The organism is Streptomyces sparsogenes subsp. cuspidosporus (assembly GCF_039532705.1).
GTDB classification, from domain to species: Bacteria; Actinomycetota; Actinomycetes; order Streptomycetales; family Streptomycetaceae; genus Streptomyces; species Streptomyces sparsogenes.
This window is the reverse complement of sequence record NZ_BAAASD010000015.1, coordinates 17,768-34,445: the sequence shown is the minus strand read 5'-3', so window position 1 is coordinate 34,445 and position 16,678 is coordinate 17,768. Positions and strand designations below refer to the sequence as shown.

The window sequence follows — 16,678 nt, the reverse complement described above, 5'->3', positions numbered from 1 at the left end:
GGGCTTAACTTATGGACTATGACCTCCCCCCGCGGTAGCTACGGCAGCGGCTACTACTCCTCGTCGTCCTTCGCGGACACCCCCATCTACGACAGTCTCGTCGCCGAGCGGGGGACACCGCAGATCGCGCCCATCCGGGTGGCCCCGCCGTATGACACCGGCAGCCATCTCCCGGCGCTGCCCTCCGCGCTGCCGGCCCTGCCGGCCGCGCCCTCCCCGTCGCCCTCCTCGTACCCGCCCGCGCAGGGGTACCAGGCGGGTGGTGGGCAGCCGCAGCCCGGCGGGCTGCAGCAGGCACCCTCGCCGTACATCCCGCCGCAGTCGACGGGCCCGCGCGGCTACCCGGGGGCGCAGCAGCCCCCGCAGCAGCAGCGTCCGGCGGCGCCCGCCGGGTACGAGGCGATGCGGCCGGCCATGCCGCGCCCCGCCGCGCCCCGTCCGGCCGCCCCCGCGCCGTCGCCGTACGAGGACCCGTACGGCCGTCAGCAGTACCAGGGGCGGCCGCAGCAGCCGGGGGGCGGCTACTGAGCCTCCCGGCGCGTGTAACGGGGCTTCCCGGCCTGACGGTGCCCGGCTCCCGCAGGCGCCGCGCCGGTCGGCTCCGGCGCCCGCGGGAGCGGGCCGGGCGGCCCCCGGCCCCCGGGGGAGCCGGAGCCGCGGTCGGTGTGACGGCGTGGGCGTGACGGCGTCGGTGCCACGGTGTCATGTCGCGTGGGGATGGTGCTGTCGGAGGCCGCTGGCAGGATGGCCCCATGGTCATTCCAGCGCTGAGCGCCATCCACGTGTACCCGGTCAAGTCGGCCTCGGGGGTCGCCGCCCGCGAGGCGGTCGTCGAGCCGTGGGGGCTCGTCGGCGACCGGAGGTGGATGGTCGTCGAGGCCGCGGGCGGACGGTATGTGACGCAGCGCCAGCAGGCGAGCCTGGCCCTGGTCTCCGCCGAGCCGCTGCCCGGTGGGGGCATCCGGCTCGGCGCGCCCGGACGTGAGCCGCTGACCGTCCCGGCCCCGCCCGGGCCGGGGGACGACGCGGGGGCGCTGACGACCGTGCGGCTGCACCGGGAGGCGGTCGAGGTGGTCTCGGCCGGCGCCGCGGCCGACGCGTGGTTCAGCGGCTTCCTGGGCTCCGCGGTCCGCCTGGTCCATCTGGACGACCCTGCGCTCCGCCGGCCGCTGAACGCGGAGTACGCGCGCGGGGGCGAGACCGTGAGCCTCGCCGACGAGTTCCCGCTGCTGCTCACCACGACCGCGTCGCTGGACGCGCTCAACTCGCTCATCGCCCAAGGGGATCACCCGGACGAGGGGCCGCTGCCGATGAACCGCTTCCGGCCGAATGTCGTCGTGGAGGGCACGGCGCCCTGGGCCGAGGACGACTGGCGGCGGATACGGATCGGCGAGGTCGTCTTCCGGGTCACCAAGCCCTGTGCCCGATGCGTGATCACCACCACCGACCAGGAGACCGCCGAGCGCGGCAAGGAGCCGCTGCGCACGCTGGCCCGCCACCGGCGCGCCGGCGATCAGCTGCTCTTCGGCCAGAACCTGGTCCCGGAGCTCCCCGGGCCCTCCGGGGCGTCCCGGGGTGCGGGCCCGGTGGCCAGGCTGCGCGTCGGCGATCCGGTGGAGATCCTCGACTAGGGGTGGGATCAGGGCCGTTCGGCCCTTTCCGGCGCGTGGTCGGCAGGCCGATGCTGATCAGCGGCACCTGGGACCATCCTCACCACAGGGGCACGCCGGGCTCTCACTCCACTGCGGTGACGAGCACCTCGGACGGGCGGCCCCTGTGTGGCGTGGGGCGCGAGGCCGGAAGGGGAGTCCGGCCCGCGCCCCACGCGACGTCACCCCGGCGCCCGCTCTTCCGCGGCGCGCGCCGCCCGGGCGTCCGGCCCGGGCGTCCACTCCCCCGCCACCCGCTCCCCCCGCCGTCTGCTGCCTCGCCGTCCGCCGGCCCGCGTTCACTCGCCGGGCCCGGCTGGTCACTCGCCGGTGCGGCGGTCCCTGATGCGCTCGGCGATGACCGCGGCCTGGACGCGCCGTCCCACGCCCAGCTTGGACAGGATCGCCGAGATGCGGTGCTCGACCGTCTTCTCGGCGAGGAACAGCCGCTCGGCGATCTGGCGGTTGGTCAGCCCTTCGCCGATGAGTTCCAGGATCTCCCGCTCGCGCGGCGACAGCCGCTCCAGCTCCGCCGGCCCGCTGGGCCGCGGCCCGCGCAGCCGGGCCATCACGCGCGCGGTCGCGCCCGGGTCCAGCATGGAGCCGCCGCAGGCCACCGTGCGTACGGCCGAGACCACGGCGGAGCCGTTGATCTGCTTGAGCACATAGCCGGCCGCGCCCGCCATGACGGCATCGAGGAGCGCCTCGTCGTCGTCGAAGGAGGTGAGCATCAGGCAGGCCAGCCGCGGCAGCCGGGCCCGCAGCGCGCGGCACGCCTCGATGCCCTCGTGGCCACCGCCGTCGTCCGAGGAGCCGAGCCGCGCATCGAGCACCGCGACCCTGGGCCGGACGGCGGGGGCGCGGTTGATGGCCTCGCGCGTGGTGGCCGCCTCGCCCACCACGCACAGGTCGGGCTCCGCGTCGAGCAGGTCGCGCAGGCCGCGGCGCACCACTTCGTGGTCGTCGAGCAGGAAGACCCCGATGCGTTCCGCCGGCCCCGCGGGCTCGGCTGCCTGCGCCACTGGCTCTCCCTCCATGGCGCGCGGGGTAAGGGGCCGTTCGGCCCTCAGGAGGTCTTCAGGCCGTGTTCCAGGCCCTCCTCAGGCCGCATGAGGTGTCTTCAGGCCGTCCGTCCTCCAGCCTCAAGCCGTCTTCTTCTCCGCGACGAGGGGCCGCAGGACCGCGCGCAGGTCCCGCTCGCTCAGCGGGGCCAGGGCGCGGGCGGCCAGCCGTCCGCTGCGGTCGAGGAAGACCGTCGAGGGGATGGCCTGCGGGTTGACGCTGCCCCGGGGGAACCTGAGCACGATCCGGCCCATCTGGTCGTAGAGGCTGGGGTACGGGACGCCGTACTCCTCCTCGAACCTGCGGGCCGCCTCCCGGCTCGGGTCCCGGGTGTTGATCCCGACGAACCGTACGCCCTCGGCCTCGGTGTCCTTCGCCACCTTCACCAGATTGGGCGCCTCGGCCCGGCACGGCCCGCAGTTGGAGCCCCAGATGTTGACCACGAGGACCTTGCCCTTGTAGTCGGCGAGGTCCAGGGGCTTGCCCTCGAGGGTGGTGCCGGAGATGCCCCGCAGGGGCTCGCGCTCGTCCGGGGAGAACCTGCTGATCACTTCGTTGCCACCGCCGGACTTGGAGGTGTCATCGAAGCCCGCCTCCGTCCCGCAGGCCGACAGGAGGAGGGCGGCGGCCAGCGCGGCGGCCGCCCCGGAGGAGACATGACGGGTGTTCATGTGATCAGCTTCGCAGGTCGCACGGGCGCCGGGACGGCCGGGCCCGCGGTCCGCCGCGGTCCGCGCCGGCCCGGGAGCCGGTCAGGGCGATATGCCGCCGGCGTACGGCCCGTACAGGTCGAGCAGCCGGGTGCGGGCGGCCTGGAGCCGGCGTCCGATCACCTGGGCGCAGGCGAGGGCGAGCGCGTATCCGAGCTCGGTGTCCTCGTCGCACAGCCGGCGCACCGCCTCGGCGTTGAATTCATGGGCGCGCACCGGGCTGAGCGCCTCGGCGCCCAGGTGCCAGGTGTCCGGCGGGAAGAGCCAGGACCACCCGATCAGCTCACCGGGGCCGAGCGTCTCGATCACGGCGGCGCGCCGGCCGGGAACGTGCAGATCGAGGGTGACCGCGCCGGTGCGGATGATCCAGAAGCGGTCGGCCTTGCGGCCCTCCTCGAAGATGCGGGCGCCGGAGGGGAAGGACACCTCGCGGGCGAGCGTCATCAGCCGTTCGCGGTGTTCCGCCTTCAGTGAGCTGAGAAGTCCCATCATGACCTCACTGTGCCGTCTTCCGCTCCGCCACGCCCTTCGGAGCGGACCGTGTGGGCGGGCCGCCGGGCGGCGGTACCCCTCGTGTGGCATGGTCGTCCCAGGGGCCCGCCCATGACTACGGGCCGAACAGCCCGGGCGCGGGTACCGGGTGGCCCCTCACGGTGTCCGGGCGGCGGCCCGAGAGTGGAGCCGGAGCGGCTTCCGGCCGATCTCCGGGGCGGCTGTGTGTCCGGGCGCCCGGAGGGAAGCCGCTCCCTGGAGGCCGCCCGCTCTCACGGAGGCACGTCATGGGACCGCAAGCCACCCTCACCGACCACGACCTGAGCACCCTGGACCGCCACTGGCGCGCGCTGAACTACCTGGCGGCGGCCCAGATCTATCTGACCGGCAATCCGCTGCTGGCCGAGCCGCTGCGGCCCGAGCACATCAAACCGCGGCTGCTGGGCCACTGGGGTACCTGCCCGGGGCTGAATCTCGTCTACACGCACATGAACCGGGTGATCTCGGCGCGGGACCTGGACGCGGTGTGCGTGTGGGGCCCGGGCCACGGCGGGCCGGCCGTGTTCGCCGGGGCCTGGCTGGAGGGCACGTACGGGGAGCTGTGCCCGGACATGGGGCGGGACCTGGCGGGGATGACGCGGCTGTTCCGCCGGTTCTCCACGCCCGGCGGGGTGCCGAGCCATGCCGCGCCGCAGGCGCCCGGCTCGTTTCACGAGGGCGGGGAGCTCGGCTACTCGCTCGCGCACGCCTACGGGGCGGCGCTGGACAACCCCGATCTGGTGGTCACCTGTGTGGTCGGCGACGGGGAGGCGGAGACCGGGCCGCTGGCCACCTCGTGGCACTCCAACAAGTTCCTGGATCCGGTGCACGACGGCGCGGTGCTGCCGGTGCTGCACCTCAACGGCTACAAGATCGCCAATCCGACGGTGCTGGCCCGGCTGCCCAAGGGGGAGCTGGACGACCTGCTGCGCGGCTACGGCCACGAGCCGCTGTACGTCACCGCGGTCGCGGGCGAGGACCCGGCCCGGGCGCACCAGGACATGGCGGCGGCGCTGGACCTCGCGCTGGACCGGATCGCCGCCTTCCAGCGGGCGGCGCGCGAGGGCGACGGGGCGCGGCGGCGGCCGCACTGGCCGATGATCGTGTTGCGCACGCCCAAGGGCTGGACGGGCCCGGCGGAGGTGGACGGGGTGCCCGTGGAGGGCACCTGGCGGGCCCACCAGGTGCCGCTGGCCGGGGTGCGGGAGGATCCCGGGCGGCTGCGGCAGCTGGAGGAGTGGCTGCGCTCGTACCGGCCGGAGGAGCTGTTCGGCGCCGACGGCCGGCCCAGCCCCGAGGTGCTGGCCTGTGTGCCGTCCGGCGACCGCAGGCTGGGCTCCAATCCGCACGCCAACGGCGGCCGGCTGCTGCGCGAGCTGCCGCTGCCGGACCTGACCGACCACTCCGTCGCCGTGGACAAGCCCGGCACGCGGCTGCACGAGCCGACGCGGGTGCTGGGCGGGATGCTGCGCCAGGTGATGGCCGACACGGCCGAGCGCCGCGACTTCCGCCTGGTGGGGCCGGACGAGACGGCGTCCAACCGGCTGCAGGACGTGTACGCGGTCACGGACAAGGCCTGGCAGGCCGAGACGGTGGCGACGGACGAGCATCTGGGGCCGCACGGGCGGGTCATGGAGGTGCTGTCGGAGCATCTGTGCCAGGGCTGGCTGGAGGGGTATCTGCTGACCGGGCGGCACGGTCTGTTCTCCTCGTACGAGGCGTTCACCCACATCGTCGCCAGCATGGCCTCGCAGCACGTCAAGTGGGTCCAGACGGCCCGCACCGTCCCGTGGCGGGCCCCGATCGCCGCCCTGAACTACCTGCTGACCTCGCACGCCTGGCGGCAGGACCACAACGGCTTCTCGCACCAGGACCCCGGCTTCATCGATCACATCCTCAACAAGGACCCGCACACGGTGCGCGTCTACCTCCCGCCGGACACCAACACCCTGCTGTGCGTGGCCGACCATGTGCTGCGCACCCGGGACGTGGTCAACGTGGTGGTGGCGGGCAAGCAGCCCTGCTTCGACTGGCTCGGCCTGGAGCAGGCGCGCGACCACTGCGCGCGCGGCCTCGGCATCTGGGAGTGGGCGGGGACGGAGCGCCCGGGCGGGGAGCCGGAGGTGGTGCTCGCCTGCGCGGGGGACGTGCCCACCCAGGAGACGCTGGCGGCTGCGTCGCTGCTGCGCACGCGCCTGCCGGAGCTGGCCGTGCGGGTGGTGAACGTCGTCGACATGACCAGGCTGGCGCCGCGTGAGGAGCATCCGCACGGGCTGTCGGACCACGAGTTCGACGCGGTGTTCACCCGCGACCGGCCGGTGATCTTCGCCTATCACGGCTACCCGTGGCTGATCCACCGGCTGACCTACCGGCGGGCCGTCCATCCGGGGATGCATGTGCGCGGCTACAAGGAGATGGGCACCACGACCACGCCCTTCGACATGGTGGTGCGCAACGACCTGGACCGCTACCGGCTGGTCATGGATGTGCTGGACCGGGTGCCGGGGCTCGCGGTCCGCGCCGCCGGGCTGCGCCAGGAGATGGCGGACATGCGCCACCGGCACCACGACTGGATCCGGCGGCACGGCGTGGACCTGCCGGAGGTGGCGGAGTGGAGCTGGCCGGGATAAGGCAAGAAGCGGTGCGCGGCCGAGCAGGTTGCGGATATTGACCGACCACTTTCGGTCACATTGAGTATCCGGGTCGCCATTCTCGGTCTTGGCGTGCGCGGGCGGCGGATGGCTCGTACCCTCGGCTCCTTCATCGACCCTGCTGTCACTCGAACTCGTCAACGGGAGGCACCGGTGCCGGCGCAACCCCGCCTGTGGTCCGCCGATCGAGCCGTGGAGCGTCTGCTGCAGCGCCGTTTCACCGCGCGCGAACTGCCCTTGCTGCGGGTGCAGGTCGAGGAGTGCGCGGCCGGGGCCGGGCTGGCCGAGGCCCGCCGGGGCGACTTCGTGCTGGCCGTGGACGCGATCGCCACCAACGCGGTGGAGCACGCGGGCGGGGCGGGGACTCTCCTGCTGCGGCGGGTCGGGGACGAGCTGGAGTGCCGGATCAGCGACTCGGGCCCCGGCTTCTCCGAGGATGTCATCCCCCGGATCCTGCCCGGCCTGGACGGGGCGACCAGTGGGCGCGGGCTGTGGCTGACCCGACTGGTCACCGACCGGCTGGCGGTCAGCGCGGGCGCCGTCGGGGCCGTCGTGACCCTCGCCATGCGGCTGCCGTGAGCCGGTCCATCGCCCGCCACGCGCGCCGACCGGCCACGACGCCCCGCGCGGGCGCCCGGCAGGACAATGGGAAGGAACACATCCATGTGCTGATATGAGAGGCGGTGGGCACGGTGGAGCTACCCGTCGTGGTGGGGGTCGACGGTTCGGACGCCGCCTTCGACGCACTGGACTGGGCGGCCGACCTGGCCACCCGGCGCGGGCTGCCGCTGCGCATCGTCCACGCCTCGCTGTGGGAGCGCTACGAGGGGTACATCCCCTCGACCTCGCCGGACCGCCCGGCCGAGCGGATCCGCAGCGAGACCGTGCTGGCCATGGCCGCCGAGCGTGCGGGGCGGCGCGCCTCGGCGCTCAAGGTGATGACGGACGTGGCCCCCGACGACCCGGTGACGGCCCTGCTGCGCGCCGGGCAGAGCGCGGACGCGGTGGTCGTGGGCTCCCGGGGGCGCGGGGAGTTCGCGTCCCTGCTGCTGGGCTCGGTGGGGCTGGGCATCGCGGCCCGTGCGCACTGTCCGGTGGTGGTGGTCCGCGGCCGCCCGGAGAACGTGCGGGGCCGGATGGGCCGGGTGACGGTGGGCATCGCCGAGCGCGAGCGCCCCGCCGGGCACGAGCCCGCCTGCGGCGCGGCCGCGACCGCCTTCGCGCTCCGCGAGGCGCGGCTGCGCGGCTGCGAGCTGGAGGCGGTGCACGCCTGGCGCTACGCGGGCGAGGAGCACGGCACCCCGGAGGAACGGGCCCGGCGCGCCGGCGAGCTGCTGGAGGAGGCGCTGGGCGGCGCCTCGGCGGCGGCCCTGGCGCCCGTACCGGTGGCGCACCGCGTGGTCGAGGCCTCCCCGCGCAAGGCGCTGCTCGACGCCTCGGCCCACTCCGACCTGCTGGTGGTGGGGGCGCGGCGGCGGCAGGGCCACTTCGGCATGCAGCTGGGTCTGGTCAACCACGCGGTGCTGCACCACGCGCAGTGCCCGGTGGCGGTGGTCCCGCAGGGCTGAACGCGCCCGGCGCCCGGCAGGGTTGAGCGGGGCGCGCGGGGCTGGATCCGGCGACTTGGGCAGTTGCGCCCCGTTCGGCCCGCGGCGCGGCTAGGGTCTGTCGTCAAAGGGGGCGTCCGCCCGCGAGCGGCGTCTGGCGCAGGGGGCACCTCCCAGCGGTAGCTGGGGGGAACATCGCAAGGCGGGGCGTCGCCCTCGTACTGGGGCATCCTTGGGTGATGCGACCAAGGCGGTCCGGTCGGCGTCCGACGTGCCGGGCTTCGTTCCGTCGCCGGTGGTGGAGGGCCCGGTCGGCACGGACGTGCCGGCGGCACGCCCAACGGGGGCCTGGTCAGCATGCGGTCCAGGGCCGAACTGCGCGGCGGCACGCTGCACATCGAAGCGCCGGGGACGGGGGTACCCGGCTCGTGTGGCGGGTACCCCTGGCAACCGGCTGACCTTACGCGACGGAAGGCCCGACCTCGTGATATTGCTCTCTCTTCGACGAATCCACGTATTTCCGGCCCGTCATGCGGTATCCACGAATGGGGAAGGGGGTGCGTGAGCATGCGGACGATCCGCGGACTGTGGCGCTGGCGGCGCAACCCGCTGCGCCGTCCGACCGACCTCGCCGAGGCCTGGGCGGCGCTCGTGGCCGCGCTGCTCATCGTCCTCGTGGCCCCCGGCGTCGGCTGGGCGACGGGCGCGCTCACGCACGGGGCGCTGCGGGAGACCGTGCGCGAGCAGCGGGCGCAGCGCCATCTGGTCTCCGCGACCGTGGTGAAGGTCCTGCCGCACCCCCGTATCGACTCGGACCCGGAGACCGCCTCCACGCGTGACGCGCACCGCCGGGTGTTCGCCAAGTGGACCGGCCCGGACGGCAGTGAGCACACCGGCGCGCTCGGCACCCACCCCGGCGCCGACGCCGGCGAGCGGTTCCGCATCTGGACCGACGACCGGGGCCGGCCGACGGGCCGCCCGCTGGACGAGGCGACCGCCGCCACCCATGCCGTGCTGGCGGGGACGGCGGCCGCGGCGGGCACGGCGGGACTGTTCGAGGGCGCCCGGCGGCTGGTCGTATGGCGGCTGATGCGCCGGCGTTTCGCCCAATGGGACACCGCGTGGGAGCGGGCGGGCCAGGACTGGGGCCGGGCGGGTGCCGACAGCTGACGGCCCTGTGCCACCGCGTGGTCGCGAGGTGAGGCGCGGAGGCGGAGCCGGGCGTTCAGTGGCTGGTCCCGCGCACGCTACGGTGGGGCCTTCACAACACAGCGGCACAGTCGCGCGCAGCCGGCATACGCACGAGGTGGGGGCACAACAGCGCCATGGCACAGGGCTCGGTCGTCCAGGTGACGCACAGCGGAACGTCGCGGTGGCGGCGCCGCACAGGAGAGTACGCCTCCCTCTCGGCGGCCCTGGAGGCCGCGGGGGACGGTGATGTGCTCTCCATCTCCCCCGGCACCTACCGCGAGAATCTGGTGGTGGGCCGGGCCGTCACGCTGCGCGGCCCCGAGGGCTCGGGGCGCGGCTCGGTGCGGATCGCCCCGGTGGACGGCGTCGCCCTGACCATACGCGCGTCCGCGGTCATCCAGGATCTGCACATCGAGGGGCAGGACTCGGCCTCGCCCGCGCTGCTCGTCGAGGACGGGGCACCGGAGTTGGCGGATGTGCGGGTCGCGACACGCTCGGCGGTGGGGATCGAGGTGCGCGGCAGCGCCCGCCCCACGGTGCGGCGCTGCACCGTGGACAACCCGGCGGGCGTGGGGTTCAGCGTGCTGGACGGGGCCGGCGGGGTGTTCGAGGACTGTGAGGTGATGGCGGCCGGCCAGTCGGGCGTCGATGTGCGCGGTGGCGGGCATCCGCGGCTGGAGCGCTGCCGGATCCACCACGCCTCGGGGGCCGGTCTCTCGCTGACCGGCGAGGGCAGCGCACTGGAGGCGGTGGGCTGCGAGGTGTACGAGGTCAGGGGCGCGGGGGTGCAGGTCTCGGCGCGCGCCACAGGGCATCTGACGGACTGCCGGGTGCACCGCACGAGCGCGGACGGCGTCAATCTGGACACGGACGCGGTGCTCACGCTCGCGGACTGCGACATCCACGACGTCCCGGAGAACGCGATCGACCTGCGGTCCCGGTCGGTGCTCACCCTGACCCGGTCCAAGGTGCGCCGGTTCGGGCGCAACGGGCTGTCGGTGTGGGACCCGGGCACGCGGGTGGACGCCAACCAGTGCGAGATGCACGAGAGTACGGGCGACTATCCGGCGGTGTGGGTCAGCGACGGGGCGACGGCGGTGCTGGACTCGTGCCGGGTGCACGACGTGCCGGACGCGCTGTTCGTGCTGGACCGGGGGTCGCGGGTGGATGTCGTCGACAGCGACCTGTCGCAGGTGCGCAACACGGCGGTGTCGGTGAGCGACGGGGCGACCGCGCAGTTGGACGACTGCCGGATCCGGGAGGCGGCCACGGGTGCGTGGTTCCGCGACCACGGCAGCGGCGGCACGCTGGCGGGCTGCACCATCGACGGGGCCGCGACGGGGGTGATCGTCACCAAGGGCGCCGACCCGACGGTCGAGCGCACCACGGTCACCTCCCCCGCCGAGGCCGGTTTCTATGTGTCCGCCGAGGGGCGCGGCACCTTCGACAACTGCCGGGTGACCGGCAGCGGCGGCTACGGCTTCCACATCATCGACGGCTGCCGGACCACCTTGACCCGGTGCCGTACGGAGCGGTGCTCGCGCGGGGGTTACGAGTTCTCCGAGGCCGGGCCGATCGTCGAGGACTGCACGAGCGACGAGAGCGCGGCCACGCCCGCCGCGCGGGCGGTGGTCCCGGCCGCGGGGAAGCCCGCGGTGGAGACGGCCACCTCGACGGGCGGGCTGCTGGGCAGCATTCCGGCGCAGCGCACCGGCGACGGCGGCGCCCAGGCCGCGCCGGCCGAGGCGAAGCCGCCGGTGTCGGTGCGCCCGTCCAAGGCGGTGCTGGGCGAACTGGACGCGCTGGTGGGCCTGGAGAGCGTCAAGCGCGAGGTGCGGGCCCTCACCGACATGATCGAGGTGGGCCGGCGCCGGCAGCAGGCGGGGCTCAAGGCCGCGTCGGTGCGCCGCCATCTGGTCTTCACCGGCTCCCCCGGCACCGGCAAGACGACGGTGGCCCGGCTGTACGGGGAGATCCTGGCCTCGCTCGGGGTGCTGGAACGAGGCCACCTGGTGGAGGTCTCCCGGGTGGACCTGGTCGGCGAGCACATCGGCTCGACGGCGATCCGCACCCAGGAGGCGTTCGACCGGGCGCGCGGCGGGGTGCTGTTCATCGACGAGGCGTACGCGCTGTCGCCGGAGGACTCGGGGCGGGACTTCGGCCGTGAGGCGATCGACACGCTGGTCAAGCTGATGGAGGACCACCGGGACGCGGTGGTGGTCATCGTGGCCGGCTACACGGAGGAGATGCAGCGCTTCCTGTCGGTCAACCCGGGTGTGGCCTCCCGATTCTCACGCACCATCACCTTCGGCGACTACGCCCCGGAGGAGCTGCTGCGGATCGTGGAGCAGCAGGCGGAGGAGCAGGAGTACCGGCTCGGCGAGGGGGCGGCCGAGGCGCTGCTGAAGTACTTCACGGCGCTCCCGAAGGGCCCGGCGTTCGGCAACGGCCGCACCGCCCGGCAGACCTTCGAGGCCATGGTGGAGCGGCACGCGGGCCGGGTGGCGCAGCTCCCCGATCCGAGTACGGACGAGCTGACGCTGCTCTACCCGGAGGACCTGCCGGAGCTCTTCTGAGGCGGTGTGTGCTGTTCCGGGAGGCGGGCCAGCAGCCCGGCCCGCTCCTGGCAGAAGGCGGGGTCGGCCTGGTAGTCCGAGTGGCCGAGGATCGGGGCGGGCAGCGGGTGATCCGGGGTGCGGCCGTAGGCGAGCGGATCCTTGAGCCCTTCGTGGTCGACCTCGGGGCCGGTGCCGTCCGGCAGCCGGATGGGGCCGCCTATGGGGTCGGTGTACCGCCAGAGGTTGCGCCAGCAGCGCACCTCGTCGTGCAGGGAGCACAGTTCGGCCATGCCGAAGTAGGCGGGGAACCAGCGCCCGTACAGCCGCTCCAGGGGTGAGCCGTAGGTCAGCAGCGCGACCCGGCCTCGGGTGTGCCGGTCCACCTGCCAGACCGCGGCGGCGGCCAGCACGCTGCCCTGGGAGTGGCCGGAGATCACCAGCCGCCCGCCGTGGCGCCGGGTCCAGGTCTCCATCCGCCAGGTCAGGTCGGGGACGGCCCGCTCGGCGTAGCAGGGGGGCGCGAAGGGGTGGGCGGCGCGCGGCCAGAAGGTGCCGACGTCCCACAGGATGCCGATGGTGCGGCGGGCGGAGGGGCTGCGGTAGGCGCGGCGGGCCCAGGTGACCAGCAGCAGGAACGCCAGGCCCATCAGCCAGGAGCCGAGCGCCTGCGCGGTCTGGGCGGCGGCCTCGACGACGGCGGGCGTGCCGTCGGCGGCCCGTCCTGGCACCTGCTCGGTGGCCCAGGCCCCGGCGACCGCGGCGGCGCCGAGGAGGAGGGTGAACAGGGCGACGGGGCCGACGATGCCGGGGGCGGAGTCGGTCAGCCCGGCACGGGCGATCGCGCCCGCGATCTTGCGGGTGCGCACCGCGTCGGGCCGCTCCCCGGGGTAGCCGTCGGGCACGGTGCGCTCCAGCCGCCGCCGCACCCGCCACACCCGGACGGCGAAGAACAGGGCCACCAGCAGCACCATGAGCAGCACGGCGGGGATGACCGCGGCCTGCCAGGACAGCAGCACCGGGGGTCCGGCGATCGGGCCGTGCTCCATGCCGGGCGTGGCGCCGCCGTCGAGCCAGTCCGCGACGCGCTGGGCGACCCCGCCGGAGAGCACCGCGCCCAGCCCGCAGGCCAGCATGGCGACGGCCGGGCCGGCGAGGCCGCGCAGCGGGGTGCGCCCGACGGGCGCGGTGCGGTGCAGCACCACGGCGCAGCCGGCCAGGGCGACGACGAGGGCGCCCTGGACGAGCGTGAGGTTTCCGAACGTCGCGTCGCCCGGCAGTCGCCCGTGGGAGGCCCAGCCGGGCCGGGACCAGCCGGCGTACAGCATCGCCAGGGCGAGCAGGCCGAGGGCGGTCCCGGGGAGGGCTGCGGTGGTGACCCGGTCCAGTTCGTCGTCGAGCCTGCTCTCGCTGCGGCCCCGGCGGCACACCACGTACACCACGAGCAGCCCGGCCGCGGCCAGCAGTGCCAGCAGCAGCCACCCGAAGACGTCGAGGAGGGCGCTGCCGCCCGGCTCGCGGTCGTAGGCGGCGGTGGCCGCGGTGAGGCCCGCCGCGACGGTCAGGAAGCTCGCGGCGGTGTGCGCGGCGCGCAGCCGGGCGACGATCCGGCGCCCGTACCAGAAGCCGGGCAGGCAGAGGGCTGCGCGGTTGCCGGAGGCGGGGTCGCACTCGTCCACCGGCCGGCGCAGCGGGGGCTGTGACTCGTACGCGCTCCAGGTGCGGTTGGACAGGTACCACAGCAGTCCGCCGAGGGCGGTGGGCACGAGTGAGGCCAGGGCGAGGCGGCGGCCGGGCTGGCTCCACCAGCCGTGGTCGCGCGGCGACATGAAGGCGAGCCAGGACCTGTGGTCGCCGCAGGATCGCGCGCCGGCGCACTGCCAGGCCACCAGGTCGAGCGCCACCTCGCAGGCCCCGGCGATCAGCAGGACGGTGAGGCTGAGGGCGATCAGCCGCACCACGAGGCCGTAGGTGCGTACGGTGCGCTCGCGCCGGTCGGCGGCGGGCCGCATCCAGTGGGCGAGGTTGACCACCATGAAGGGCAGCAGGAGCAACCACAGGGCGCGGGCACCGTTGCCGGAGGTGAGGTTGGACCAGCAGTAGGCCTCGCGGACCGGGGTCTCGCGGTAGTCCTGCGGGCGCTCCTCGGCGTCGGCGTCGTCGACGCGCCGGTAGACCCCCGCGGTCTCGTCGCCGGTGACCAGCACGGTCCGTGGGTCGGTGAGCATCTCCTGCGGGGTGGTTCCGCCGACGCCGTGGACCAGCAGCTCCAGGTCGGGCGGGGGCTGGCCGCCGTCCCCCGCCGCCGTGCCCGTACCGGTGTGTGTCGCCGCTGCCACCGTGCCCCCCGATCCCGGTGTGGTTGTCCCTCCAGGATCGTGCCCGCGGCGCGCGGGCCCGACGCGGCGGCGCCGGGCGTGGCGAAATCGTAATCACACGGGTTCGGGGCGATCGTGGGGCCCGGCGGCATGCGAAGATGAGCCCGCGGGTGGAGGCGAGGACCGATGGGAAGGGACGGGCCGCGGTGAGCGACAACCAGAATCTCCTCGCGGAGCAGCGGCGTGCCCTGATCCTCGACGAGGTCAGACGGCGCGGCGGGGTGCGGGTCAACGAGCTGACCCGCAAGCTGAACGTGTCGGACATGACGGTCCGTCGCGATCTGGACGCGCTGGCCCGGCTGGGCATGGTGGAGAAGGTGCACGGCGGCGCGGTGCCGGTCGCCGAGGCGAGCACGTACGAGCCGGGGTTCGAGGCCAAGTCGGGGCTGGAGCTGAGCGCCAAGGAGGACATCGCGAAGGCGGCGGCGGCGATGGCGGCGCCGGGCACCGCCATCGCGCTGGCCGGCGGGACGACGGCGTTCGCGCTGGCGCAGCAGTTGCTGGAGGTGCCGGACCTGACCGTGGTGACGAACTCGGTGCGGGTGGCGGACGTCTTCTACAACGCGCAGCGGTCGGCCGCCGGCGGTGGGGCGGGGCCGCGCCCGGGGGCGGCGACGGTGGTGCTCACCGGTGGGGTCCGCACGCCCTCGGACACGCTGGTGGGCCCGGTCGCGGACGCCGCGGTGCGCTCGCTCCACTTCGACGTGCTGTTCCTGGGGGTGCACGGGATATCGGTGGAGGCGGGGCTGTCGACCCCGAACCTGGCCGAGGCGGAGACCAACCGGCAGTTCGTCCGGTCGGCGCGGCGGGTGGTGGTGGTCGCCGACCACACCAAGTGGGGCACGGTGGGCCTGAGTTCGTTCGCCTCGCTGGACGATGTGGACGCGCTGGTGACGGACCCGGGGCTGCCGGAGGAGGCGCGGGCGGAGATCCTGGAGCATCTGCCGGGTGAGCTGGTGGTGGCGGGCGAGGCCGCTGTCGCCGCAGACATCTGACGGCCCGCCAGTTACCGTGGGGTGCATGAGACATCGTCTGCGTCCCGTGGGTCCGGAGTTCGTCCGTACGGCCCCGCTGCGGCTGGTGTTCGTCGCCGAGGCCGCCGCCCCGCCCGAGGTGGTGTTCAAGGCGCTGGCCGACGTCGAGGGCTGGCCGCGGTGGTACCGCCAGGTCGCCGCGGCGCGGTCCACCGGGGACGGCGCGGGCCGCGAGATCCGTTTGCGGGGCGGCGTCCGCTTCGCCGAGACGGTCATGGCGGCGGATCCCGGGGAGCGCTACGCCTACCGCGTCGACGAGACGAACGCGCCCGGGCTGCGGGCGCTGCTGGAGGAGTGGCGGCTGGTGCCGTCGGTCTCCGGCACCGGCTCGCTGGTGCGGTACACCTTCGCGGTGGACGCGGTGGCGCCGGTGCGGGGCGCCCTGTGGCTGCTGCGCCCGGGGCTGCGGCGTGCCTTCCGCGACGCGGTGCGCGCCCTTGACGGCCTGCGGTCGGCGTGACCTCCGGCGTGGGCGGCCCGAGTCCGGCCCGCGCGGCGGCCGTTCGGCGTAGGCGGCCTGGTGCGGGTGCGGGACGCCGGGCCCGGCCGTGAGCGCGAGCGGCTTCTCGCACCTCGTCCGCGCGCCGTCCACCACGGGGCGGCGCCGCCGTGGCACGGGAGCGCTGTCGCGCCGTCCGTGCGCCGCCCGTGCTTCTCGCGCCGGCCCGATGGCGCACTCCGACCCTTGTGGGTCGGAAGTGGGCACCTGTGCGCCCTGGTATCCCGGGCCGGTCCCGGGCACACTGCGCAGCAGGGAAGATGGATGTGGGAGAGCGGCGCGCATGCCGGCGAGAGTCACCGGGGAGGCGGTCACCGTGGCCGATACGGAGTTCAACGCCCGTGGGGTGCGGATCGAGAAGTTCCTGCGCTCGGTCACGCATGCCGGCCAGGTCCTGATCAAGGACGGCAGGCTGCAGTTGCTGACCAGTTACGGCCGCGAGATCGACAGCGCCCCCGTGCAGTCGGTGCACGCGAGCAAGCCGTGGTTCACCGACGGCGACCAGGCCCTCGCGACGGTCAACGGCACCCGCTACCGCCTCACCCTGGGCGAGCGGGACGCCGCGGCGAAGGCCGCCGCGCCCGGCGCCGCCAGCCGCTTCCTCGATGTGATCCGCAGCGCGCGAGGCCACTCGCCCAAGGGCTGACACCCTCCCCCGCCACCGCCGGGAGACATCCCCTGAGTTGCGCGTGCGGGCGACGGGGCAGACCCTGGACGCGTACCGGTATCACTGAGGGTCAACAGGCGGTGACGCTGAGAACCGGCCTTACCGGTCGCGCCCGGCAGACACCACTGCTGCACGGTGGCCGCCGGCGCGTTCGACGCCCGCATCTGCATCAGGCTAGCCACCACTTCTTCAGGGAGTCGCAGC

14 protein-coding genes are annotated in these 16,678 nt (G+C 74.6%); 10 read left to right on the top strand and 4 right to left on the bottom strand.

All coding sequences use genetic code 11. The features are described from left to right. Positions 1-18: 18 nt before the first annotated feature. On the top strand, positions 19-528 hold the full coding sequence (locus tag ABFY07_RS19390; RefSeq protein ID WP_346175692.1) for a DUF6643 family protein: 510 nt from the start codon (positions 19-21) through the stop codon (positions 526-528). A gap of 224 nt (positions 529-752) precedes the next feature. Then, positions 753-1,631 (top strand): MOSC domain-containing protein, encoded by an 879-nt coding sequence (locus ABFY07_RS19385; protein ID WP_346175691.1) that lies wholly within the window; start codon positions 753-755, stop codon positions 1,629-1,631. Positions 1,632-1,969: 338 nt separating this feature from the next. Here the strand turns inward: ABFY07_RS19385 and ABFY07_RS19380 are convergent, their stop codons facing one another. From ABFY07_RS19380 to ABFY07_RS19370, 3 genes are all read right to left on the bottom strand, one after another. Further along, positions 1,970-2,686 (bottom strand): LuxR C-terminal-related transcriptional regulator, encoded by a 717-nt coding sequence (locus ABFY07_RS19380; RefSeq protein WP_346175690.1) that lies wholly within the window; start codon positions 2,684-2,686, stop codon positions 1,970-1,972. A 105-nt stretch (positions 2,687-2,791) separates the two neighbouring features. Beyond that, entirely contained in the window at positions 2,792-3,382 is a 591-nt protein-coding gene (locus ABFY07_RS19375; protein WP_346175689.1) for a TlpA family protein disulfide reductase, read from the bottom strand. A gap of 81 nt (positions 3,383-3,463) precedes the next feature. After that, on the bottom strand, positions 3,464-3,913 hold the full coding sequence (locus tag ABFY07_RS19370; RefSeq protein WP_346175688.1) for a cyclic nucleotide-binding domain-containing protein: 450 nt from the start codon (positions 3,911-3,913) through the stop codon (positions 3,464-3,466). Positions 3,914-4,200: 287 nt separating this feature from the next. Here ABFY07_RS19370 and ABFY07_RS19365 point away from each other — a divergent pair, with 287 nt between their 5' ends. From ABFY07_RS19365 to ABFY07_RS19345, 5 genes are all read left to right on the top strand, one after another. After that, positions 4,201-6,582 carry a phosphoketolase family protein gene (locus tag ABFY07_RS19365; RefSeq protein WP_346175687.1) on the top strand — a complete coding sequence of 794 codons (2,382 nt, stop codon included), beginning with the start codon at positions 4,201-4,203 and terminating at the stop codon, positions 6,580-6,582. A 174-nt stretch (positions 6,583-6,756) separates the two neighbouring features. Next, positions 6,757-7,182, top strand: coding sequence for an ATP-binding protein (locus tag ABFY07_RS19360; protein ID WP_346175686.1), 426 nt, complete (start codon positions 6,757-6,759; stop codon positions 7,180-7,182). A gap of 104 nt (positions 7,183-7,286) precedes the next feature. Continuing rightward, positions 7,287-8,171, top strand: coding sequence for a universal stress protein (locus tag ABFY07_RS19355; protein WP_346175685.1), 885 nt, complete (start codon positions 7,287-7,289; stop codon positions 8,169-8,171). Between the two features lie 546 nt (positions 8,172-8,717). After that, positions 8,718-9,320, top strand: a complete 603-nt coding sequence (locus ABFY07_RS19350; protein WP_346175684.1) for an Rv1733c family protein — start codon at positions 8,718-8,720, stop codon at positions 9,318-9,320. A gap of 155 nt (positions 9,321-9,475) precedes the next feature. Next, entirely contained in the window at positions 9,476-11,917 is a 2,442-nt protein-coding gene (locus ABFY07_RS19345) for a right-handed parallel beta-helix repeat-containing protein (RefSeq protein WP_346175683.1), read from the top strand. On the opposite strand, the gene ABFY07_RS19340 is transcribed toward ABFY07_RS19345, so the two are convergent. Next, positions 11,887-14,124 carry an alpha/beta hydrolase family protein gene (locus ABFY07_RS19340; RefSeq protein WP_346175794.1) on the bottom strand — a complete coding sequence of 746 codons (2,238 nt, stop codon included), beginning with the start codon at positions 14,122-14,124 and terminating at the stop codon, positions 11,887-11,889. The genes ABFY07_RS19345 and ABFY07_RS19340 overlap by 31 nt on opposite strands. 296 nt (positions 14,125-14,420) lie before the next feature. On the opposite strand from ABFY07_RS19340, the gene ABFY07_RS19335 reads away from it, so the two are divergent. The 3 genes from ABFY07_RS19335 (at position 14,421) to ABFY07_RS19325 (ending at position 16,453) form a co-directional block, all read left to right on the top strand. Next, on the top strand, positions 14,421-15,269 hold the full coding sequence (locus tag ABFY07_RS19335) for a DeoR/GlpR family DNA-binding transcription regulator (RefSeq protein ID WP_346175682.1): 849 nt from the start codon (positions 14,421-14,423) through the stop codon (positions 15,267-15,269). A 25-nt stretch (positions 15,270-15,294) separates the two neighbouring features. After that, a complete protein-coding gene (locus ABFY07_RS19330) occupies positions 15,295-15,768 on the top strand; it encodes an SRPBCC family protein (RefSeq protein ID WP_346175681.1) in 474 nt (157 codons plus the stop codon). A 355-nt stretch (positions 15,769-16,123) separates the two neighbouring features. Then, entirely contained in the window at positions 16,124-16,453 is a 330-nt protein-coding gene (locus tag ABFY07_RS19325) for a hypothetical protein (RefSeq protein WP_065967566.1), read from the top strand. Positions 16,454-16,678 lie beyond the last annotated feature (225 nt).